The organism is Clostridiales bacterium, from assembly GCA_017569285.1.
In the GTDB taxonomy this organism is placed as follows: Bacteria; Bacillota; Clostridia; order Christensenellales; family Aristaeellaceae; genus Aristaeella.
Genome location: CP069419.1, coordinates 677,150 through 701,089 on the forward strand (window position 1 = coordinate 677,150; position 23,940 = coordinate 701,089).

General features: G+C 53.7%; 8 protein-coding genes. All 8 read right to left on the reverse strand.

The window, feature by feature from the left end:
- Positions 1–86: 86 nt before the first annotated feature.
- The 8 genes from JNO48_03010 to JNO48_03045 all read right to left on the reverse strand — a co-directional run bounded on the left by JNO48_03010 (position 87) and on the right by JNO48_03045 (position 23,866).
- Complete coding sequence (locus JNO48_03010; GenBank protein ID QTE68895.1) at positions 87–1,649, reverse strand: endo-1,4-beta-xylanase; 1,563 nt, start codon at positions 1,647–1,649, stop codon at positions 87–89.
- Positions 1,650–1,798: 149 nt separating this feature from the next.
- Positions 1,799–8,593 (reverse strand): Cna B-type domain-containing protein, encoded by a 6,795-nt coding sequence (locus JNO48_03015; protein ID QTE68896.1) that lies wholly within the window; start codon positions 8,591–8,593, stop codon positions 1,799–1,801.
- Positions 8,594–8,696: 103 nt separating this feature from the next.
- Positions 8,697–10,610, reverse strand: coding sequence for a Cna B-type domain-containing protein (locus JNO48_03020; GenBank protein QTE68897.1), 1,914 nt, complete (start codon positions 10,608–10,610; stop codon positions 8,697–8,699).
- On the reverse strand, positions 10,585–13,110 hold the full coding sequence (locus JNO48_03025) for a Cna B-type domain-containing protein (protein QTE68898.1): 2,526 nt from the start codon (positions 13,108–13,110) through the stop codon (positions 10,585–10,587). Before JNO48_03025 ends, JNO48_03020 begins: the two co-directional genes overlap by 26 nt.
- A complete protein-coding gene (locus JNO48_03030) occupies positions 13,107–16,334 on the reverse strand; it encodes a Cna B-type domain-containing protein (protein ID QTE68899.1) in 3,228 nt (1,075 codons plus the stop codon). Before JNO48_03030 ends, JNO48_03025 begins: the two co-directional genes overlap by 4 nt.
- A gap of 52 nt (positions 16,335–16,386) precedes the next feature.
- Positions 16,387–19,800: a hypothetical protein gene (locus tag JNO48_03035; GenBank protein ID QTE68900.1), complete on the reverse strand. Its 3,414-nt coding sequence runs from the start codon at positions 19,798–19,800 to the stop codon at positions 16,387–16,389.
- Positions 19,801–20,560: 760 nt separating this feature from the next.
- Positions 20,561–21,385, reverse strand: a complete 825-nt coding sequence (locus tag JNO48_03040) for a sugar phosphate isomerase/epimerase (GenBank protein ID QTE68901.1) — start codon at positions 21,383–21,385, stop codon at positions 20,561–20,563.
- 123 nt (positions 21,386–21,508) lie between these two features.
- Complete coding sequence (locus JNO48_03045; protein QTE68902.1) at positions 21,509–23,866, reverse strand: hypothetical protein; 2,358 nt, start codon at positions 23,864–23,866, stop codon at positions 21,509–21,511.
- Positions 23,867–23,940: the final 74 nt, after the last annotated feature.

Genomic DNA, 23,940 nt, shown 5'->3' on the forward strand with positions numbered 1-23,940 from the left:
ACCATGGTTTTCCGGGAAAAGGAAGTGCAAATAAAACAGCAGGGGCCGGATGCCCGGTCCCCGCTTTCTGTTGCAGATGTCGCTTCTCAGTCTTCCAGCCCGGCTTCGATCACGCCGAAGAATGCAGGTTTCGGATTCATGTTCTTGTCAAACAGCAGCGGATATCCGTCCCTGCGCCAGCTCATGATGTCCGTCACGCCCCACACCTGGACCGCTTCGGTCTGGTCCTTGAACCGGAGCATCAGCTTCATCACCTGTTTATACTTGTTCTTCTGGGATTCGAAGTTTTTCTCCGTCGCCTTTCCGGCGTTGATGTCCAGCTCGCTCACACGCAGCCGCAGCCCCAGCGATGCTATTTTCTCCACCGCCCGGGTAATCATATCCATGGACGGTTCACCCAGGCTGTGGTGCATCTGGAATCCGTATCCGTCGATATTGCCCTCGGCAATCAGGCTCTCCAGCAGTTCCACAATCCCGTACAGCTTGCCGCCGTATGCGGTATTGTAATCATTGTAGTACAGCAGTACGCCTTCCGCCGCGTATTTCCGGGCATATTCAAACGCGCGTGCCAGGTAATCCGGTCCGACGGTCTTGTACCAGTTGGCACCGGTCCGCAGCTGGTTCGTCCCGTCGTCGATTGCCTCGTTCACCACATCCCAGGATACGATCACACCCGGGTAATTCTCTTCGGTCCAGGTCAGCACTTCGCGGATGTAATTTTCCATCCGGCCCAGCATCACTTCCCGGCTGGCCATCGGCTTGGTGGTATCATAACCTTCGTGGAAAAGGGCTTCCGGGGTCTGGTTGTGCCACAGCAGTGTGTGGCCGTGCACCTTCAGGCCGTTGGACTGTGCAAACCGCAGCAGCGTCTTGCATGCTTCAAACCGGACAGCCACCGCTGTCTCGTCCTTCTCCGCCAGTTTCTTGCTGCCGTACACATCCAGGATTGCATCCGGCTTCATCTCGTTTTCCGGCGTCAGGATGTTGAACTGGTCCTTTACCAGTCTCAGCAGCTGGATATCATTGAACGCATTCCGGGGCAGCGCCGTACCGAAATCGAATTTGCCTGCGTACACATCCTTCAGGGAAGGCATTTCTCCTTCCGGAACAGCCTGTGCGGCCGGTGCGGCTGTGGGCTGCACATCCGGCACTCCGTCCGGTGCCACCACCCGGAAATTCCGGATTTCATAGCTCAGCTCCGGTGCCCCGACGGTTTCCACATACAGGATATATTCGTCGGAAGGATCCGGCGTGTAGCTGCCCGCCAGGGTGGTCCACTCGCCTTTCTTCGCTTCTCCCTTGAAGAGGTTCTTCCAGTCCGGTGATCCGTCTTCTTTGGTCACCTGGGCAGAAACCATCAGCGTGGCTGTTTCCGCGTCATTCTGGAGCACTTCAACGCTTATGTCATATTTGGTCCCGGCAGCCAGTTCAAAGTTCCGTCCCGGGGAATTCCAGTCGCTGGTCCGTCCTTCGGTCCGGAGGGTTGCCTCCGTTGTGTGGTAAACCTTCTGGGCGCCCCTGGCATACCAGAGATCTGTTCCGGCTCCGAAAGTGGAGGCATATACCAGTGTCTCCTGCCCGGCCTGGGCAGCGGTCATTCCCGTCATCATCAACATCATGGCTGTCAGTATGATCCCGATCCTTCTCATCGGTCGATCCTTTCTCCGGTCAATCCGGCTTTTGTATATCCATATGATACACGGAATCTCCATCCGAATCAAGATTTGTTCGTACAAATTTTTTCGAAAAAAACAGTCAGAAAAGCCCCTTTCCCTGCGGAAAGGGGCCTCGGTTTCTGTTAGTCGAAGCAGTCGCCCACGTGGTTGATAATCGTCTGTACTCCCAACGGGGTATCGTACTCTTCGAATCTCTCCCATGTGCCGTCCGGAACGGTCGGCTTCTTCGGGAGATCCGGAACCTTCGGGATCTGGGTGAAGCTGTTCGTGAAGATCGTGGTGTTGCCCTGCTGTTCCACCTTGCTCTGCTTGTAGGCAATCACCGTCTGCTCCGTCCATGTATAGGTGACGGGCTGGCCGTTCACCCGGGTGGGCAGGTTGTTGATCGTCGCGGTCCAGCCGTTCTCCTCGCTCAGGAGTACGGTGGTTCCGTTGCTCAGCATCACATGGATGCTGGACGGTCTCATCTTCTCGGCGTTGTTGTTGTCATCCCATACCTTCCGGACCGTTGCGCTGGTCACTTCCGGCACGTAATTGTTCCGGATGTTGAATCCGTTGATCTCAGCCGTGTACCAGGCTACCGGATCTTCGGTGATGGTGTAGTGGATCTTCTCCTCGCCGTTGTAACGCGGCAGGCCGGTGAATACCGTACCCCATCCGCCGGCGGCGGTCAGCTCGGCGCTGGCGACTTCCGTTCCGTCAGCCAGCAGGCGTACCGTAATGCTCGCCGGCCGGTTGCCGTCCTTGTTTCCGTTGTCATTCCAGGTCTTGGTAACCGGGATATCCATCGGAGTATTGTCCGGCTCATCGGGTTCGATTTCGCCAAACTGGAAGTTCTTTTCGATGATCAGTTTGCCGCGTTCCAGCACGTTCCGAATCACAAATCCGGTCTTGGCATTGCCGCTCACAGCTGCCTGATAGCCTTCCGGCACTTCCAGCTCTTCCACCGTGTAAATGATTTCCTTCGCGTGCCCGGTCTGGCAGTCTTCATTGACGAACTTGTCCAGTCCGGTCCATTCAGCTTTCCAGCTGTTTGCCGCGTTCAGCGCAACCGCGTCACCGCAGGCTTTACCGTCCGCGTACAGCTGGACTTTGATCTCGGCAGGTCTGGTCTGGTAGGCATTGTTGTCATCATCCCAGGTCTTCTGCACGCTCAGTCCGGTTGTCTCCGGCGGCAGGCTGTTGGTAATGGTGGTCAGGGTACCCTTCTTCTCCTGGCTGGTCAGCGTGTATCCGTTGCCGGGTGCTTCTTCTGCCCAGGTGTATTCGATATCCTTCTGTTCACCGTCCACCATCGGCAGGTCATTGATCACTGCCATCCAGCCATTCGCCATGCTCAGCACAACGCTGTCAACCTTCACACCGTTCGCCAGCAGGTTCACTCTCACGATGAGCGGCCGTACGCCGTCCTGGTTGTTCCCGTCGTTCCATACCTTCTTCACCGCGGCAGGAACTTTAAACATGGCGTCTTCCACCAGCAGAATACCGTCTTCGGTCACCGTACCGGTCGAGGTCACATTGCCCAGTTCGTCAATGGTGAATGTGGTGTCTGTCGCGATATCGTATCCGTTCGGAGCTACAGTCTCGCGCAGGATATACTCGGTACCCGTCAGCAGGCCTTCGATCACGTGGGTGTTGTCCTTCTCGGATGTCCACTTATCCACGACTTCATAGGTCTTGCCTTCGATTTCGACGTATTCCTTGCCGGCCTCCTTCTCCTCGTCGCCCTTGACTTCCTTCAGGATCTGGATCTCAGCGCCCGGCAGTTCCTCGCCGTTCGCGATGTCGACCTTGCTCACTTCGATATGGGTCTTCGCGTCTTCCACCAGCAGGATGCCATCTTCGGTCACAGAGCCAGTGGAGGTCACTTTGCCGTTCTCATCAATTGTGAAGGTGGTGTTCGTCGCGATGGTGTATCCTTCCGGAGCCACCGTCTCACGCAGCGTATACTCGGTATCTGTCAGCAGGCCTTCGACCACGTGGGTGCTGTCCTTCTCGGATGTCCACTTGTCCACGACTTCATAGGTCTTGCCTTCGATTTCGACGTATTCCTTGCCGGCCTCCTTCTCCTCGTCATCCTTGACTTCCTTCAGGATCTGGATCTCAGCGCCCGGCAGTTCCTCGCCGTTTGCGATGTCGACCTTGCTCACTTCGATATGGGTCTTCGCGTCTTCCACCAGCAGGATGCCATCTTCGGTCACAGAGCCAGTGGAGGTCACTTTGCCGTTCTCATCAATTGTGAAGGTGGTGTTCGTCGCGATGGTGTATCCTTCCGGAGCCACCGTCTCACGCAGCGTATACTCGGTATCTGTCAGCAGGCCTTCGACCACGTGGGTGCTGTCCTTCTCGGATGTCCACTTGTCCACGACTTCGTAGGTCTTGCCTTCGATCTCGACGTATTCCTTGCTGTCGTCCTTCTCCTCGTCGTCCTTGACTTCCTTCAGGATCTGGATCTCAGCGCCTTCCAGCTCTTCGCCGTCGGCAATGTCAACTTTGCTCACTTCGATATGGGTCTTCGCGTCTTCCACCAGCAGGATGCCATTTTCGGTCACAGAGCCAGTGGAGGTCACTTTGCCGTTCTCATCGATTGTGAAGGTAGTGTTCGTCGCGATGGTGTACCCTTCCGGAGCCACCGTCTCACGCAGCGTATACTCGGTATCCGTCAGCAGGCCTTCGACCACATGGGTGCTGTCCTTCTCGGACGTCCACTTGTCCACGACTTCGTAGGTCTTGCCTTCGATTTCGACATATTCCTTGCTGTCGTCCTTCTCCTCGTCGTCCTTGACTTCCTTCAGGATCTGGATCTCAGCGCCTTCCAGCTCTTCGCCGTCAGCAATGTCAACCTTGCTGACCTCAATGTGGGTCTTGGCATCCTCTACCAGCAGCACGCCGTTGTCACTGACCGTGCCCGTGCTGGTGACTTTGCCGTTCTCATCGATTGTGAAGGTCGTGTTCGTCGCGATGGTGTACCCTCCCGGAGCCACCGTCTCACGCAGCGTATACTCGGTATCCGTCAGCAGGCCTTCGACCACATGGGTCTTGTCCTTCTCGGACGTCCACTTGTCCACGACTTCATAGGTCTTGCCTTCTATTTCGACGTATTCCTTGCTGTCGTCCTTTTCCTCGTCGCCCTTGACTTCCTTCAGGATCTGGATCTCAGCGCCTTCCAGTTCTTCGCCGTCAGCGATGTCAACCTTGCTGACCTCAATGTGGGTCTTGGCATCCTCTACCAGCAGCACGCCGTCTTCGGTCACTGTACCGGTGGAGGTTACCTTGCCGGTTTCGTCAATCGTGAAGGTCGTCGTTGCTGCGATCGTATATCCATCCGGAGCCACTGTCTCCTTCAGCTTATACTCAACGCCCGTCTTCAGGCCCTTTACAACATGCGCTTCCTTCGTGGAATCCCATTCTGTGACTACCTTGCCTTCGCTGTCCAGAATCTGGATATGCGCACCTTCAAGCTCGGCACCGCCGGCAATGTCTACCTTGCTGACCTTGATGCTGGTCTTCGCATCTTCCACCAGGATGACCGTGTTTCCATCATCATCGATGATTGTCTTTGCTTTTGTTGTTACATTACCAGCTTTGTCAACTGCAAAAGTGATATCCGTTGTGACTGTGTACCCATCTGGAGCTATTGCCTCACGCAGTGTGTATGTCGCGCCTGCATCCAGGTTCTTGATGATGTGGTCGCCTTCCGCCTTGCTCGACGTCCAGCTGTCTACGACCTTGCCGTCCTTATCCAGCACGATCAGTACCGCGCCTTCGACTTCTTCGCTGCCCGCGATGTCCGTCTTCCGCACTTCGATATCCAGGAGCGCATCCTTCACCAGGATGACCGTGTTCCCTTCTTCGTCCGTCGTGGTGGATCCCTTTGTCGTTACACTGCCATCCTTGTTCACCGTGAACTCGATGTCTGTCGCATACGCATATCCGGTCGGCGCCACCGTCTCACGCAGCGTGTAGCTTTCGCCCGCGTTCAGGTGCTCGACCACATGAGTCTTGCCTTCCTCGGAGACCCAGCTGTCGACTACCTTCTCGTCCTTGTCCAGAACAACCAGTGTCGCGCCTGCAACTTCTTCGCTGCCCGCAATATCGGTCTTCTTCACCTCAACATGGATGAGAGCATCCTTCACCAGAATGACCTGGTTTCCGTCTTCATCATGTGTCAGTGCATTTCCGGCATCTACTGTGCCGTCTTTCTTCACCGTGAACTCGATATCTGTCGTGTACGCGTAGCCTTCCGGCGCCACTGTCTCACGCAGCGTGTAGTTTTCGCCTGCGTTCAGGTGCTCGACCACATGAGTCTTGCCTTCCTCGGAGACCCAGCTGTCGACTACCTTCTCGTCCTTGTCCAGAACAACCAGTGTCGCGCCTGCAACTTCTTCGCTGCCCGCAATATCGGTCTTCTTCACCTCAACATGGATGAGAGCATCCTTCACCAGAATGACCTGGTTTCCGTCTTCATCATGTGTCAGTGCATTTCCGGCATCTACTGTGCCGTCTTTCTTCACCGTGAACTCGATATCTGTCGTGTACGCGTAGCCTTCCGGCGCCACTGTCTCACGCAGCGTGTAGTTTTCGCCTGCATTCAGGTGCTCGACCACATGGGTCTTGCCTTCCTCGGAGACCCAGCTGTCGACTACCTTCTCGTCCTTGTCCAGAACAACCAGTGTCGCGCCCGCGACTTCTTCGCTGCCCGCGATATCGGTCTTCTTCACCTCAACATGGATGAGAGCATCCTTCACCAGAATGACCTGGTTTCCGTCTTCATCATGTGTCAGCGCATTTCCGGCATCTACTGTGCCGTCTTTCTTCACCGTGAACTCGATATCTGTCGTGTACGCATAACCTTCCGGCGCCACTGTCTCACGCAGCGTGTAGCTTTCGCCTGCGTTCAGGTGCTCGACCACATGGGTCTTCCCTTCCTCGGAGACCCAGCTGTCGACTACCTTCTCGTCCTTATCCAGAACAACCAGCGTCGCGCCCGCGACTTCTTCGCTGCCCGCGATATCGGTCTTCTTCACCTCAACATGGATGAGAGCATCCTTCACCAGAATGACCTGGTTTCCGTCTTCATCATGTGTCAGTGCATTTCCGGCATCTACTGTGCCGTCTTTCTTCACCGTGAACTCGATATCTGTCGTGTACGCATAACCTTCCGGCGCCACCGTCTCACGCAGCGTGTAGCTTTCGCCCGCGTTCAGGTGCTCGACCACATGGGTCTTCCCTTCCTCGGAGACCCAGCTGTCGACTACCTTCTCGTCCTTATCCAGAACAACCAGCGTCGCGCCCGCGACTTCTTCGCTGCCCGCGATATCGGTCTTCTTCACCTCAACATGGATGAGAGCATCCTTCACCAGAATGACCTGGTTTCCGTCTTCATCATGTGTCAGCGCATTTCCGGCATCTACTGTGCCGTCTTTCTTCACCGTGAACTCGATATCTGTCGTGTACGCATAACCTTCCGGCGCCACCGTCTCACGCAGCGTGTAGCTTTCGCCTGCGTTCAGGTGCTCGACCACATGGGTCTTCCCTTCCTCGGAGACCCAGCTGTCGACTACCTTCTCGTCCTTATCCAGAACAACCAGCGTCGCGCCCGCGACTTCTTCGCTGCCCGCGATATCGGTCTTCTTCACCTCAACATGGATGAGAGCATCCTTCACCAGAATGACCTGGTTTCCGTCTTCATCATGTGTCAGCGCATTTCCGGCATCTACTGTGCCGTCTTTCTTCACCGTGAACTCGATATCTGTCGTGTACGCATAACCTTCCGGCGCCACCGTCTCACGCAGCGTGTAGCTTTCGCCTGCGTTCAGGTGCTCGACCACATGGGTCTTCCCTTCCTCGGAGACCCAGCTGTCGACTACCTTCTCGTCCTTATCCAGAACAACCAGTGTCGCGCCCGCGACTTCTTCGCTGCCCGCGATATCGGTCTTCTTCACCTCAACATGGATGAGAGCATCCTTCACCAGAATGACCTGGTTTCCGTCTTCATCATGTGTCAGTGCATTTCCGGCATCTACTGTGCCGTCTTTCTTCACCGTGAACTCGATATCTGTCGTGTACGCATAACCTTCCGGCGCCACAACTTCATGCAATTTATAAGTTTTGTTTGTCACAAGGCCTGTGATCTTTTTAGGTTCGTTACCAGAAATCCATTCCTTGAACGCATTGCCTTCGGCATCCAGAATCTGAATTTTCGCACCAGGCAATTCTTCGCTCTTTGCGACATCCTGCTTACTAACGCTGATTTCTGTCTGGCTGTTTGTGATGGTATATGCCCATATGTCTTCAGAAATCTTATGAACAACAGGCGTCTTATAACCCGGAACCTGTACTTCGGACACCGTATACTCGATCTCCGCGCCGCCTTCGTACTTGTTCAGGCCAGTCCACACATGCTTCCACTCATTACCCGCGTTCAGCGTCACTTCGCCGGCTTCCTCGTTATTCGCCAGCAGTTTTACCGTCACGCTCGCCGGACGGAAGCCGTCATGGTCCTCACTGTCGTTCCAGACCTTCACAACAGACGCTTCGGTATGCTTCACGTCATAGCTGTTCGTCAGCGTCGTCACCGTGCCGTTCACGCTCGTGTCGGTCAGGCTGTAGCCTTCCGGCATATTGCCTTCAGCCCAGCTGTATGTAATTTCCTGGCCGCCGCTGTACTTGTCCAGGCCGGTAATCGTCTTCTTCGCCCAGTTGTCTTCAGACGTCAGCGTCACGCTCTTGTCCGTCGCCTTGCCGTTCGCCAGCAGCGTCACGGTCAGCGTCGCCGGACGGAAGCCGTCATGGTCCTCACTGTCGTTCCAGACCTTCACAACAGACGCTTCGGTATGCTTCACGTCATAGCTGTTCGTCAGCGTCGTCACCGTGCCGTTCACGCTCGTGTCGGTCAGGCTGTAGCCTTCCGGCATATTGCCTTCAGCCCAGCTGTATGTAATTTCCTGGCCTGGCCGCCGCTGTACTTGTCCAGGCCGGTAATCGTCTTCTTCGCCCAGTTGTCTTCAGACGTCAGCGTCACGCTCTTGTCCGTCGCCTTGCCGTTCGCCAGCGCGTCACGGTCAGCGTCGCCGGACGGAAGCCGTCATGGTCCTCACTGTCGTTCCAGACCTTCACAACAGACGCTTCGGTATGCTTCACGTCATAGCTGTTCGTCAGCGTCGTCACCGTGCCGTTCACGCTCGTGTCGGTCAGGCTGTAGCCTTCCGGCATATTGCCTTCAGCCCAGCTGTATGTAATTTCCTGGCCGCCGCTGTACTTGTCCAGGCCGGTAATCGTCTTCTTCGCCCAGTTGTCTTCAGACGTCAGCGTCACGCTCTTGTCCGTCGCCTTGCCCGTCGCCCCGAGGGTCACGGTCAGCGTCGCCGGACGGAAGCCGTCATGGTCCTCGCTGTCGTTCCAGACCTTCACAACAGACGCTTCGGTATGCTTCACGTCATAGCTGTTCGTCAGCGTCGTCACCGTGCCGTTCACGCTCGTGTCGGTCAGGCTGTAGCCTTCCGGCATATTGCCTTCAGCCCAGCTGTATGTAATTTCCTGGCCGCCGCTGTACTTGTCCAGGCCGGTAATCGTCTTCTTCGCCCAGTTGTCTTCAGACGTCAGCGTCACGCTCTTGTCCGTCGCCTTGCCGTTCGCCAGCAGCGTCACGGTCAGCGTCGCCGGACGGAAGCCGTCATGGTCCTCACTGTCGTTCCAGACCTTCACAACAGACGCTTCGGTGTGCTTCACGTCATAGCTGTTCGTCAGCGTCGTCACCGTGCCGTTCACGCTCGTGTCGGTCAGGCTGTAGCCTTCTGGCATATTGCCTTCAGCCCAGCTGTATGTAATTTCCTGGCCGCCGCTGTACTTGTCCAGGCCGGTAATCGTCTTCTTCGCCCAGTTGTCTTCAGACGTCAGCGTCACGCTCTTGTCCGTCGCCTTGCCGTTCGCCAGCAGCGTCACGGTCAGCGTCGCCGGACGGAAGCCGTCATGGTCCTCACTGTCGTTCCAGACCTTCACAACAGACGCTTCGGTATGCTTCACGTCATAGCTGTTCGTCAGCGTCGTCACCGTGCCGTTCGCGCTCGTGTCGGTCAGGCTGTAGCCTTCCGGCATATTGCCTTCAGCCCAGCTGTATGTAATTTCCTGGCCGCCGCTGTACTTGTCCAGGCCGGTAATCGTCTTCTTCGCCCAGTTGTCTTCAGACGTCAGCGTCACGCTCTTGTCCGTCGCCTTGCCGTTCGCCAGCAGCGTCACGGTCAGCGTCGCCGGACGGAAGCCGTCATGGTCCTCACTGTCGTTCCAGACCTTCACAACAGACGCTTCGGTATGCTTCACGTCATAGCTGTTCGTCAGCGTCGTCACCGTGCCGTTCACGCTCGTGTCGGTCAGGCTGTAGCCTTCCGGCATATTGCCTTCAGCCCAGCTGTATGTAATTTCCTGGCCGCCGCTGTACTTGTCCAGGCCGGTAATCGTCTTCTTCGCCCAGTTGTCTTCAGACGTCAGCGTCACGCTCTTGTCCGTCGCCTTGCCGTTCGCCAGCCGCGCCACGGTCAGCGTCGCCGGACGGAAGCCGTCATGGTCCTCACTGTCGTTCCAGACCTTCACAACAGACGCTTCGGTATGCTTCACGTCATAGCTGTTCGTCAGCGTCGTCACCGTGCCGTTCACGCTCGTGTCGGTCAGGCTGTAGCCTTCCGGCATATTGCCTTCAGCCCAGCTGTATGTAATTTCCTGGCCGCCGCTGTACTTGTCCAGGCCGGTAATCGTCTTCTTCGCCCAGTTGTCTTCAGACGTCAGCGTCACGCTCTTGTCCGTCGCCTTGCCGTTCGCCAGCAGCGTCACGGTCAGCGTCGCCGGACGGAAGCCGTCATGGTCCTCGCTGTCGTTCCAGACCTTCACAACAGACGCTTCGGTATGCTTCACGTCATAGCTGTTCGTCAGCGTCGTCACCGTGCCGTTCACGCTCGTGGTCGGTCAGGCTGTAGCCTTCCGGCATATTGCCTTCAGCCCAGCTGTATGTAATGTCCTGGCCGCCGCTGTACTTGTCCAGGCCGGTAATCGTCTTCTTCGCCCAGTTGTCTTCAGACGTCAGCGTCACGCTCTTGTCCGTCGCCTTGCCGTTCGCCAGCAGCGTCACGGTCAGCGTCGCCGGACGGAAGCCGTCATGGTCCTCACTGTCGTTCCAGACCTTCACAACAGACGCTTCGGTATGCTTCACGTCATAGCTGTTCGTCAGCGTCGTCACCGTGCCGTTCACGCTCGTGTCGGTCAGGCTGTAGCCTTCCGGCATATTGCCTTCAGCCCAGCTGTATGTAATTTCCTGGCCGCCGCTGTACTTGTCCAGGCCGGTAATCGTCTTCTTCGCCCAGTTGTCTTCAGACGTCAGCGTCACGCTCTTGTCCGTCGCCTTGCCGTTCGCCAGCAGCGTCACGGTCAGCGTCGCCGGACGGAAGCCGTCATGGTCCTCACTGTCGTTCCAGACCTTCACAACAGACGCTTCGGTGTGCTTCACGTCATAGCTGTTCGTCAGCGTCGTCACCGTGCCGTTCACGCTCGTGTCGGTCAGGCTGTAGCCTTCCGGCATATTGCCTTCAGCCCAGCTGTATGTAATTTCCTGGCCGCCGCTGTACTTGTCCAGGCCGGTAATCGTCTTCTTCGCCCAGTTGTCTTCAGACGTCAGCGTCACGCTCTTGTCCGTCGCCTTGCCGTTCGCCAGCAGCGTCACGGTCAGCGTCGCCGGACGGAAGCCGTCATGGTCCTCACTGTCGTTCCAGACCTTCACAACAGACGCTTCGGTGTGCTTCACGTCATAGCTGTTCGTCAGCGTCGTCACCGTGCCGTTCGCGCTCGTGTCGGTCAGGCTGTAGCCTTCTGGCATATTGCCTTCAGCCCAGCTGTATGTAATTTCCTGGCCGCCGCTGTACTTGTCCAGGCCGGTAATCGTCTTCTTCGCCCAGTTGTCTTCAGACGTCAGCGTCACGCTCTTGTCCGTCGCCTTGCCGTTCGCCAGCAGCGTCACGGTCAGCGTCGCCGGACGGAAGCCGTCATGGTCCTCACTGTCGTTCCAGACCTTCACAACAGACGCTTCGGTGTGCTTCACGTCATAGCTGTTCGTCAGCGTCGTCACCGTGCCGTTCGCGCTCGTGTCGGTCAGGCTGTAGCCTTCTGGCATATTGCCTTCAGCCCAGCTGTATGTAATTTCCTGGCCGCCGCTGTACTTGTCCAGGCCGGTAATCGTCTTCTTCGCCCAGTTGTCTTCAGACGTCAGCGTCACGCTCTTGTCCGTCGCCTTGCCGTTCGCCACGCGCGTCACGGTCAGCGTCGCCGGACGGAAGCCGTCATGGTCCTCACTGTCGTTCCAGACCTTCACAACAGACGCTTCGGTATGCTTCACGTCATAGCTGTTCGTCAGCGTCGTCACCGTGCCGTTCACGCTCGTGTCGGTCAGGCTGTAGCCTTCCGGCATATTGCCTTCAGCCCAGCTGTATGTAATTTCCTGGCCGCCGCTGTACTTGTCCAGGCCGGTAATCGTCTTCTTCGCCCAGTTGTCTTCAGACGTCAGCGTCACGCTCTTGTCCGTCGCCTTGCCGTTCGCCAGCAGCGTCACGGTCAGCGTCGCCGGACGGAAGCCGTCATGGTCCTCGCTGTCGTTCCAGACCTTCACAACAGACGCTTCGGTATGCTTCACGTCATAGCTGTTCGTCAGCGTCGTCACCGTGCCGTTCACGCTCGTGTCGGTCAGGCTGTAGCCTTCCGGCATATTGCCTTCAGCCCAGCTGTATGTAATTTCCTGGCCGCCGCTGTACTTGTCCAGGCCGGTAATCGTCTTCTTCGCCCAGTTGTCTTCAGACGTCAGCGTCACGCTCTTGTCCGTCGCCTTGCCGTTCGCCAGCAGCGTCACGGTCAGCGTCGCCGGACGGAAGCCGTCATGGTCCTCACTGTCGTTCCAGACCTTCACAACAGACGCTTCGGTATGCTTCACGTCATAGCTGTTCGTCAGCGTCGTCACCGTGCCGTTCACGCTCGTGTCGGTCAGGCTGTAGCCTTCTGGCATATTGCCTTCAGCCCAGCTGTATGTAATTTCCTGGCCGCCGCTGTACTTGTCCAGGCCGGTAATCGTCTTCTTCGCCCAGTTGTCTTCAGACGTCAGCGTCACGCTCTTGTCCGTCGCCTTGCCGTTCGCCACCCCGGTCACGGTCAGCGTCGCCGGACGGAAGCCGTCATGGTCCTCACTGTCGTTCCAGACCTTCACAACAGACGCTTCGGTATGCTTCACGTCATAGCTGTTCGTCAGCGTCGTCACCGTGCCGTTCACGCTCGTGTCGGTCAGGCTGTAGCCTTCCGGCATATTGCCTTCAGCCCAGCTGTATGTAATTTCCTGGCCGCCGCTGTACTTGTCCAGGCCGGTAATCGTCTTCTTCGCCCAGTTGTCTTCAGACGTCAGCGTCACGCTCTTGTCCGTCGCCTTGCCTTGCCGTTCGCCAGCAGCGTCACAGTCAGCGTCGCCGGACGGAAGCCGTCATGGTCCTCACTGTCGTTCCAGACCTTCACAACAGACGCTTCGGTGTGCTTCACGTCATAGCTGTTCGTCAGCGTCGTCACCGTGCCGTTCACGCTCGTGTCGGTCAGGCTGTAGCCTTCCGGCATATTGCCTTCAGCCCAGCTGTATGTAATTTCCTGGCCGCCGCTGTACTTGTCCAGGCCGGTAATCGTCTTCTTCGCCCAGTTGTCTTCAGACGTCAGCGTCACGCTCTTGTCCGTCGCCTTGCCGTTCGCCAGCAGCGTCACGGTCAGCGTCGCCGGACGGAAGCCGTCATGGTCCTCACTGTCGTTCCAGACCTTCACAACAGACGCTTCGGTATGCTTCACGTCATAGCTGTTCGTCAGCGTCGTCACCGTGCCGTTCACGCTCGTGTCGGTCAGGCTGTAGCCTTCCGGCATGCTGCCTTCCTTCCAGGTGTACACAATCTCCGTACCCGCTGCGAACTTCTCCAGGTTTTCAACTGTTTCTTCCCAATTGTTATCTTCGCTCAGCGTAACGGTTGTTACCTTCGTCTCGCCGTTCATCAGGTCGACGCTCAGCGTCTCAGGACGTATGCCGTCCTGGTCATTCGCATCGTCCCAGACCTTCTTCACTGTCGCAGACGTCTTTTCCGTTGTACGGCTGTTCGTCAGGGTTGTGATCGTGCCTTCCTTATCCGTGCTGGTCAGGCTGTAGCCTTCCGGCATGCTGCCTTCCTTCCAGGTGTACACAATCTCCGTACCCGCTGCGAACTTCTCCAGGTTTTCAACTGTTTCTTCCCAGCTGTTATCCTCGCTCAGCGTAACGGTTGTTACCTTCGTCTCGCCATTCATCAGGTCGACGCTCAGCGTCTCAGGACGTACGCCGTCCTGGTCATTCGCATCGTCCCAGACCTTCTTCACTGTCGCAGACGTCTTTTCATTTATGTGCGTGTTCGTAACAGTCGTTTTACTTCCAATCGTTGTAGCAGCAGTTGAGTATGTTACTGTATAATTGTCATTCAGATCACCATTGTTTTCTATTGGATTGCCAATAACATCCAGTTCTTTTACTATATAGACAATTTCAACACCGCCAAAGGCATTCTTGTCCAGATTTTCCCACTTATAATACCAGTTGTTGGCAGAATTCAGTGTGACAGGAGCTCCATGTGTGACAGTGCCTTCATAAAGTTGTACCTGAATGCTTCCGAGCCGCTTTCCGTCATTGTTATCAGAGTCATCCCATGCCTTCTCAACTTCAATATTTGTTTTCTTTTTATTATGTGTATTTGTTATTGTGATCTTTTTGCCATTTTCTGTAGTAGCAGTAGAATATATAACCTTATAATCATCATTCAGGTTATTATTGTTATTTATAGAATTGCCGTTGCTGTCCAGTTCCTTTACCGTGTATACAATCGGAGTACCGTCAGACTCTTCTTTTTCCAAATTTTCCCATTTGCAATACCAGTTGTTGCTCTGGTTAAGCGTCACAGGATCCCCTTTGGGTGCAGAACCTTCATACAGCTGAACCCGGACACTCGTCGGACGCAGATTGTCATGGTTGTTCGCATCTACCCAGACCTTTTCCACTTCGATGGTAACATCTGCTTTTTTCGTATTTGTAAATGTACCAACATTGGCTTCCGTTCCGGAAATCTGTGTCCAGCTGGATGCATTCGACGGTGTCGTCGTCTTTTCCAGTTTCATGGTAACATCCTGCTGGTGTCCTTGTGCGGTTAATCTAATATAAATGTAATGATCATCAGGAATTATGTTGCTGTCGTTGCATTCTTCCTGAATTCTGTAATATCTGGTAATTGTCTGCCAGCCGCTAATATTACCATTAGATTCAGTTCTGAAGTCCGCTTTACTGATATGGAACGCTTTTTCAAAAGTAATAGTACCTGCTGTACCCTGTGCTGTGGCAAACAGCTCTGTCGGCTCCATTGTTCTTTCATCAAGCCGGTAAATTTTGAAAGTAAATGTTTTTTGCAGATCTGATGAAGATACCTGGCTTCCATCCTGCTTAACAAATCTCTTGGTGATACTGACACCCGTTTCAACATGAGCATCATAAGGTCTAATACGGCGATAAAAATGGAACTCAATTTCGGGTGAATCAAATGTTTTCCTAGTGACAACCCAACCTGCACCCGCTCCGTTTACCTGCTTGACATTTGCATTTGGCGCAAGAAATATGCCTGCAGCTGTATCAATCTGCAATTCACCTCGAAAATTATACATATTGAAAACGATACGGCTGAGGATATATGTATCAACATCTCTGTTATGGTCTTTGTTCTGATCCTTTTGCGAGGTAGCACTCTTCACGGTAATCTTGTGAGAGCCATCAGGATTCTTTACGTCTACCTGAAGCTGTTTAATCAGATATGTTCCATTTGTGTCACTGATATTAAATACAACAGTTTGATCTTCGTACTTTATTATCGTCCACCCATCCTGCTTCATAACATTTTTCATGTTTCTGCAGTCTACATAGATGGTGCCCGACGTTGGAAATCCAGGTGCAGTCAGGTCAATTGTCTTATCCCATTCTGACGTGAATGTTGGAGTACATGTTGCAGTTTTGCCATTTAGAATTCTTGATGAATTCTCGGCATAATCCAGAAGGTAATCCACATATGCGTTTATTTCTTCCTTTTCACGTCCATACACATTTGTTGCATGATCCAGATCCGAATACTGGATATACGGCGCATCATGGATATCTGGTCCTGGATTCTTATGGTCATCCTGCTTAAATCCTTTATGCGTTTGATCTTTATTAATATAAATATCAAAGTCGATATTCGTATCTTGACCATTCCAGAATACAGTATTGTTAACCAGTTCTCCGATATAGAAAGGAATGGAATCTGTATCTTCAATAAAAATCTCAATGGCTCTTCTGTCCATTTCGAACTGTTTTACGGCAAAATTAGTTTCTGTATGTCCTTTTTGCTTATATTTATTTGCGATTACGCCAAAGTTGACACCAGGCCCCAGAATTGCTTCTGGCGACAACGCTCCTTCCGGAAAATCCACCGGAAGTTCACTTTGATATACCGCTTCATTGCCGTCGCTCAGAGCGCCGGCGGGCAACATGACGTTCAATATCATTAATACTGCTGACCAGAGTGAAATGATTCTCTTTATGCTGCGATTCATAATGAAACTCCTCTTTTCGTCAATTTAGGCACAAGGTTTAGTCTCATTTCGTTCATTCTCTGGCAGTTATCAGTTTAACGATGACTTTCCAGAAATAATTCCCGTTTTCAGTGTCGACCACATAGCTGAATTCAAGATCATTTGCATCTTCTATTTCTTTGTATTCTTCGCCATCCGGACTATACTGCCAGCTGACTTCATACTGATCATCTTCAGTGAAGTTGACCAGTTCAGCTGTAAGCTCAATCTTTGTCCCGACAAACAGCATGTTCAGGATCGTTCCGTCCATATTGGAGTGGATGACAATTTCTCTTGTTGGCAGTTCTTCCATTCCTTCGGGCTTCAGCGTTGCAATAATATCTACCAGGTTAATATAACGGGCTGGTACGCTTTCATCAGGATCGAAGATGAAAGCACGTTCTGCGGCTTCAATCAGTTTCACCCACAGGTCGGTGCCAACATCCAGATGAGCAACAACATCATCTCCGTCAATGCTTCCGTACACATTCGCACCGATATCGATAGCCGCGTACACTTTGATATAGCCCATCTCAAGCATTTCTTCATCGGAAAGCATCTGCTTCTCAATATCAGCCAGAAGGATGTACTGCAGGATATCGTCACCAGTATAGATCTCAGCCCAGCCTTCAGCTTCGGTATCCTTAATCCAGAGTTCACTTTCAAAGTCAGCATGGCCGGCTACGGCTGCTTCTTCTTTAGTGCCGTCGTAGAAATCCACGCCGTTCTGGTTCAGGATCTGAATCTTCCGATATCCCAGTTCGATCAGCTGTTTTTCTGTCAAAGGCTGCTTTTCGGTCTCAGCAGGTTTGAGGAATTTCTGAACTTCATCTTCAGTATAGATCTCAGCCCAGCCTTCTACTTCGGTATCCTTGATCCAGAGTTCAGCACCGGTTTCAGCAGTGCCGATCACTGTGGCTTCTTCTGTGGTGTTGTCATAGAGATTGGTACCGTTCTGGTTTACGATCTGGATCTTGCGGTATCCCAGTTCAATCAGCTGTTCCTCGGTCAGGGGTTTTGCTTCTTCCTCTTCGGTTTCCTCTTCGGTTGCTTCCTCTTCTGCTTCTTCAGTCTCTTCTTCAGATTCAGTTTCTTCTGCTGTTTCCTCTTCTGCCTCGGCTTCTTCTTCAGTCACTTCGGTCTCGGTCGCTTCTACGATCACTTCGGTTTCAGCAGCAGCTTCTTCCGTTTCTTCCACCGTTTCTACTACTTCTTCGGAAACAACCGCTTCAGTTTCAGCAGTTTCTTCAGCAACTACTGCTTCGGCTTCTTCAGTGCCTACATCAGAAGCGGTTTCTTCTTCGGTCTCTTCAGAAACAATCGTCTCTTCTTCCGCTTCGGTTTCCGCGGGGATTTCTTCAATTACTTCTTCGGTTTCTTCTTCCGCCGCCTTCACAGTCGCGTGGATCTGGTACTCGGGAGAGAATTCTCCGTCAGCCAGTTTGAAGCGGAAGAAGTTGTCCGCGTTTTCTTCCGTTACTTCTACCGTCAGTTTCAGGCCGTAGCCGGCTTTCTTCCATTCCTCGCTGTCTGCGGAACGGGTCTGCCAGACAATCTGGTTATCCAGTTCGATATCCGCATTGGCGTAAACGGTGACGGTTCCTTCTTCTTCGTTATTATTGGCAGTTACCCAGGTATTGATTTTCGGCTTGCTTGTTTCTGCCGGTTTTTCTTCAGCAGGCTCCGTATTTTCATTGCTTGCTGTTGCTTCTTCTGCATTGTTTTCAACGGTTTCTGCGATTACCGCCTGGGTATTTTCCGTATTTTCGACTTCGGTCTGTTCCGTTTCAGTGGTGCCATTTTCAGACGGTTCGGCGGGTACTTCCGCATCTGTGGCGGGCACTTCGTCAGTCGTCTGTGCAGGTTCGTTGTTCAGGCTTTCGTTATTTTCCGTATTTCCATTCGTTTCAGTAGTCTCGGTGATTTCTTCAGCAGTTTCACCTTCGACTACAGGCGCTTCATTCTGCTCATCGACTGTTTCGGTTTCTTCGTCAATTTCTTCTTCGATTTCTTCCGGTTCTTCAACGACCTTCACCTCAGCGCTCAGCTGGAAAGCGCCCTGGCCGGAAATCCCAATGATGTAGGTTTGATCATACTGAACCTTCATCTCATAGGATTTGGTTCCGTCTTCATTATCGATGAAGTTCACAGCGCGCTCATTGATCCGCACCTGGATATTCCCGTTTGTCTGCAGAACCAGAATGATGTTCTGGGTCCGGGCGGCTTTGATGTAATACAGGGTCTCGTCCACACCCGCAGATCCGGAGACCGTGGAGCCGACCTTCATCTCAGTAATATTCTCATATTTCATTTCCGGGGTAATTTCCGGGAAATTCTCCGCGATGTATTCCGGGTCAATATATCCGCCATTGTCTTCCAGTTCTACCAGTTCATCTTCACTGTAGTTCGCAGGTTCATTTGCAAGCTCATCAATTCCATCTGCAGGTGTATTTTCTTCAGTAACGACGGCTTCATCACTGTTCGCATTGTTTTCTTCGGCAGGAGTAGTGTCTTCCTGAACGGGGGCAGCATTCAGGTCGGCAGCATCTTCCTGGGCAGGAGCAGTTTCCGCAGCAGAACCATCGTTCTGTGCAGGTGTTTCTTCCACGGTTTCAGGACTGGTTTCCTGCGCGGGAGCTTCTTCCGTGGTCACAGGAGTGGTCTCCTGGGCAGGAGTTTCTTCCACGGTCACAGGAGCAGTCTCCTGGGCAGGCGCTTCTTCCGTGGTCGCGGGAGTGGTTTCCTGGGCAGGAGTTTCTTCCGTCGTCACAGGAGCGGTCTCCTGCGCGGGAGCTTCTTCCGTGGTCACAGGAGCGGTCTCCTGGGCAGGGGTTTCTTCCGTGATCACGGGAGCGGTTTCCTGGGCAGGAGTTTCTTCCGTGGTCACAGGAGCGGTCTCCTGCGCGGGAGCTTCTTCCGTGGTCACAGGAGCGGTCTCCTGGGCAGGCGCTTCTTCCGTGGTCACGAGAGCAGTCTCCTGGGCAGGTGCTTCTTCCACGGTCACAGAAGCGGTCTCCTGGGCGGGAGTTTCTTCCGTGGTCGCGGGAGCGGTCTCCTGAGCGGGAGCTTCTTCCACAGTCGCGGGAGCTTCTTCCACAGTCGCGGGAGCAGTCTCCTGGGCGGGAGCTTCTTCCACGGTCGCAGGAGCGGTCTCCTGGGCCGGAGCTTCTTCCACAGTCGCGGGAGCAGTCTCCTGGGCCGGAGCTTCTTCCACGGTCGCGGGAGCGGTCTCCTGGGCCGGAGCTTCTTCCACAGTCGCGGGAGCAGTCTCCTGGGCGGGAGCCGCTGCTGCTTCAGTATTGTCGGTCGCATTCGCTTCCGCCGCAGGTTCCTGTACTACGGGCAGTTCCGCTTCAGGATCCCCGTTCGCAAACACCGTCGCAATGCTGGAAACCAGCAGTGCGATAATGCACAGCGCGGAAAGCAGTTTCTTGAACCGTTTTGTCATGTTGCCTACCCCTTTTTCCGTCGTCCTGGTAATAACTTCTTCCGGTTACGCTTTTCAGGCTCTCAGCCTGGGTCCGTTACATAAAAGTTACATTTTGGTGGTTTTTCGTGTTTCATCATGCCTAAAAATGGGCATACTGAGCCACTGAAATCATACCATATAAATAAACGATTTGCAACCATTTTGCCAGTATATATTGTATATGTGGCGTTCTTATGCGGTTTTTGCCCGCCAGGCTTTGGTTCTCAAGGGTTTGAAAATTGCATTTGCTCGTTTACTCTTGCTGTTTGCATTTATTTTTCATGTAACCGTTTTGTAGCCAAAATGCGCAAATGTCATTCAAAGTTTGTCTTTGGTGTAACTGAAAAAAGGTGATTTATGGTCCGTTTTCTCCTGTTTTTCGACATCTTTTGGGCAAGTTCTGCTATGTCTGAAAACGTTTGAAAATTGAAGAAACCTTGATATTCCGTCATTGGTATCGGTTCCATAATTTTCGTTTCAATTCTGTTGCTTTTCAAATTGCAATATCTGTTCAAGTGTTGCATATCGTGCGAAATGAAACTATTTCCTGTAAAAGTTGTACGTATGATAAAAAACAACTCCGAACCTTTGAATATCAAGGGTTCGGAGCATTGGGGAAAATTGTTTTTTCTTTGTTTTCATCGGGCGTGAATGGAAAAAGTTGTTCGTCTGTTTTGCTTTGTTCATTCTATGTTGTATCAAATGTTTTTTGCCGCGTGTTTTCTATGCCGACAATCGTTTATGTCAGCCGGCCCAGGCGGGCATGCGCCCACTCGAACTGCTCATTCAGCATATCCGTGTGGACCGTTCCCTCTTTGTCGAAACCCGTTGCTTCAAATGTAAATGTGTCCCGGTATCCGATCTGCTCAATGAATGCAAAGAAACGGTCAAAGTCTATATGTCCTTTCCCGGGCGCAAGGACCTTCAGGTTGCTCCAGTCCATATATCCGCCGCCGTAATCATTGATATGATAGTGGCGGATATGGTTCCCTTTCCATAGCCAGTCATATTCCGGCAGGTAGAGCAGATCCATCTGGCGGTGGAAATCCGCCATCTTCGTATCATATATAAAATGGATGTCCGGATATTCCCGGTACAGCTCCACCCAGTGGCTCATGGGATCCTCCAGGCAAACCACATTTTCCACCAGCAGGTCGATCCCATATTCCTCGGCTGTCTTTCTCAGGCCGCCGTAGGCTGCCAGGTTGTTTTCAAAGCGGGTATCCGAAATCAATCCGTTCCAGAGATGAAGTACCATCTTCTTTGCGCCAAGGCCGGCCGCCATACGGCAGTTGAGATGGAACAGGCGGAAAGCTTCCTGCAGTTCCTCTTCCCCACCCCTGGAGATGTGCTCCGCCAGCGATTTCTCACAGTGCAGAACCGGAATATTCAGCCGCAGTCCCTGCAGGTAGGGCAGCATTTCATCGATCTGCGGATACCAGGTATCGTACATCATGAATTCAAAGCCATCGCAGCTGAGTTTCGGTGCCAGGGTTTCCAGCAGATGGTAATCCCGTCCGTTCGGACGGCCGATCAGCGCACCGGTGGAGCACAGAATCTGCATGTGTTTCTTCCTTTCGGGACTGCCAGGAGGCAGTTTGATCTGGACCTGGAAAAAGATTCACCGGGCGAGGCTTCGCCCGGTGAATCTGAATGTGTTTTTTACTGCTTGCCGTCGGTTTCCGGATCAATCAAAGACTGCTTCGTCCTCTCCGATTGCTTCCACCTCTTCAGCAGGCGCTTCCGTCTCCGGCAGACCGAAGTATGCCAGCAGGATTGCCTGGGACCACGTCACCTGGGCGGTGATCACGTAGTTCTGCAGGTAGGGAGTGTAGAAGTCGTAGTAGATGTTCGAGTAGACCGGGATGGTCGGCAGCACCTCGTTATAGCGGCGCTGGAAGGACATCCACTTGCTGACATACTGGAACACATCGCCGGGCTCTGTCTTCCGCATGTCCACAGCCAGGTCGAACAGGTACTCGTCATCGGAATACGTGTTGTTCCACTGCATATGGCCGACGGTCTTGTCCGTGCTGTAGGTGATGGCCGGGTCCACGATCACATGGAAGTTCGTGGCCAGGTAGATCATATCCGTGGTGCGGTCCGCTTCGCGGTAGTAGGACTTCAGCAGTTCTTCCATGGCGGTGGGCACCAGTGTCAGCTTGATGCCGACCTGCGCCAGGTTGTCCACGAAGTTGCCTTCCTCAGACATGAAATCCGCCATATGGTTGCCGGCCGGATACATCATCTTCAGATCCAGGGCAACCAGCTCATCGCCGATCATCTTGCAGCGGACGTCGTCCGTCTCGGGATTGAATGTTTCGCCGTTCCGGTTCAGTGTCCAGCCGGCACGGTCCAGCAGTTTCCGGGCCTGATCCAGGTCCACCGTGTACTTGGTCAGCAGGCTTGTTTCACCGTCGTCCCACTCATCCGCCAACGCGTCCCATGCCTTGACAGCCGCTTCGTATTCGGCTTCAGAGCGGACCCAGCGGTTCTTGAGCTTCAACATCCGGTCCAGTTCGTCTTCTTCATATTCGATGGGTGTTCCGATTGCGTCGACCTCCGGCAGGAAGTTCACCGGGAATCCGATCCGCCGGGTCAGCAGCTGATATTCCCACTGTTCCAGTCCGAAATAGCCGTCCACGCGCAGGCCGTTCGCTCCGCAGTATTCCTCAGTCAGCAGATCCCGGTCCATGCACCAGGCAATCGCCTGGCGGACTTCCTTCTCATTGACGGTCTTCCAGTCATAGGTAAAGGTCAGGAAAGCCAGACCGATCCGCGGATAAGCCTGATACTCAACAGCTCCTTCGCCTTTTCCGGCAAGTCCCTTTTCAACGGTTTCCTTATAAGTCACCTTGTTTACCAGGTGCTTTTCACCCGCGGCGATCTCTTCGATCACCGTGTCGTTGTCCGCAACGGTGAAAGCGATCTTTTCAATGGAGGGAAGGACCAGTTCAATATCATTGCCTTCCGCGTCCTGTACGGGATTGCCGAAGGAATCCGTATCCTGCACCACACGGCCCTGTTCCCGGGCCTTTTCCCACGCGTTCGCAAGCGCGCCGCCGGGCAGGTTGTTGACCATCCAGGCGCCCTTGAATTCGGGGTTGATCTCAAAGTGGCCGGTCACACCGTCCCAGGATTTGATCACATAGGGTCCGGATACCTTGGAGGGGAATGTGTTGTACCCGGTTTCAGGATCCAGGATCGTCTTCTTCAGGAGGTCCGCCGTATAAATGGGAGCGGATTTCTCAGCGATCCGGTAGCCCACGGTCTCACCCTGCTCGTTCAGCACGGGTTCTTCCACGGAATCTTCCGCGTTGACGATCTTGATGCCCAGGGGGTTGTCCTCCAGGTCCTTGAAGCCGTAAACCACCTTGCATCCGGGAGCGATTACGTCGATCGGATACGGGACGGTCATCAGCAGGCCGATCTCAAAGAAGTAAGGAAGAAAGTCCGGATCCAGCCAGATCCGCAGCTGGTAATCGCTCAGCACGGTCACCGCGGTCAGGTAATCCAGGTCCTTGTCGGGATCCAGGGTTTCCCCGGCCATTGCCTTGCGGCGGGCCGCAATATATTCATCGTAATCCACCAGGTGCTCAGCCCGGTAGATTTTTCCGCCGATTTCTTCAATTTCGGGGCTCATCATGAGCAGGAAGGAGAAGGCATAATCCCACGCGGTGATCGGCGTTCCGTCGGAATACTTCAGGTTGTCCGCAATCCGGAGCGTGTACTGCCGGTAACCGTCATTGTCCGTTCCGACGATCACTTCCCGTACCACGCTCGGATCAAACACATAGGTGCCCTGGTTCTGGTCCCAGTTGACCAGGTTGTATCCGTGAATCAGCGCACGGACGTCGATATCCGCGGTATCATTGCCGAACATTTCGGTGAAGAAGTCGCCCTTGGTAATCGTCGGATGGGAAACGATCAGCTCATCCGGAAACTCGATTTCCTCCTGCGTCTCTTCCGCAGCCGCCAGCGGCAGGCAGGACAGCAGCAGCATGGCAGCCAGCAGCATGCTCAGGATTTTTTGCAGCTTGTTCACGTTAATCAGACCCTTTCTAATATATTGCGTCGGAAAAAAGAAACATCTTCTGGAATCCAGCCGGTTCTTCTCCG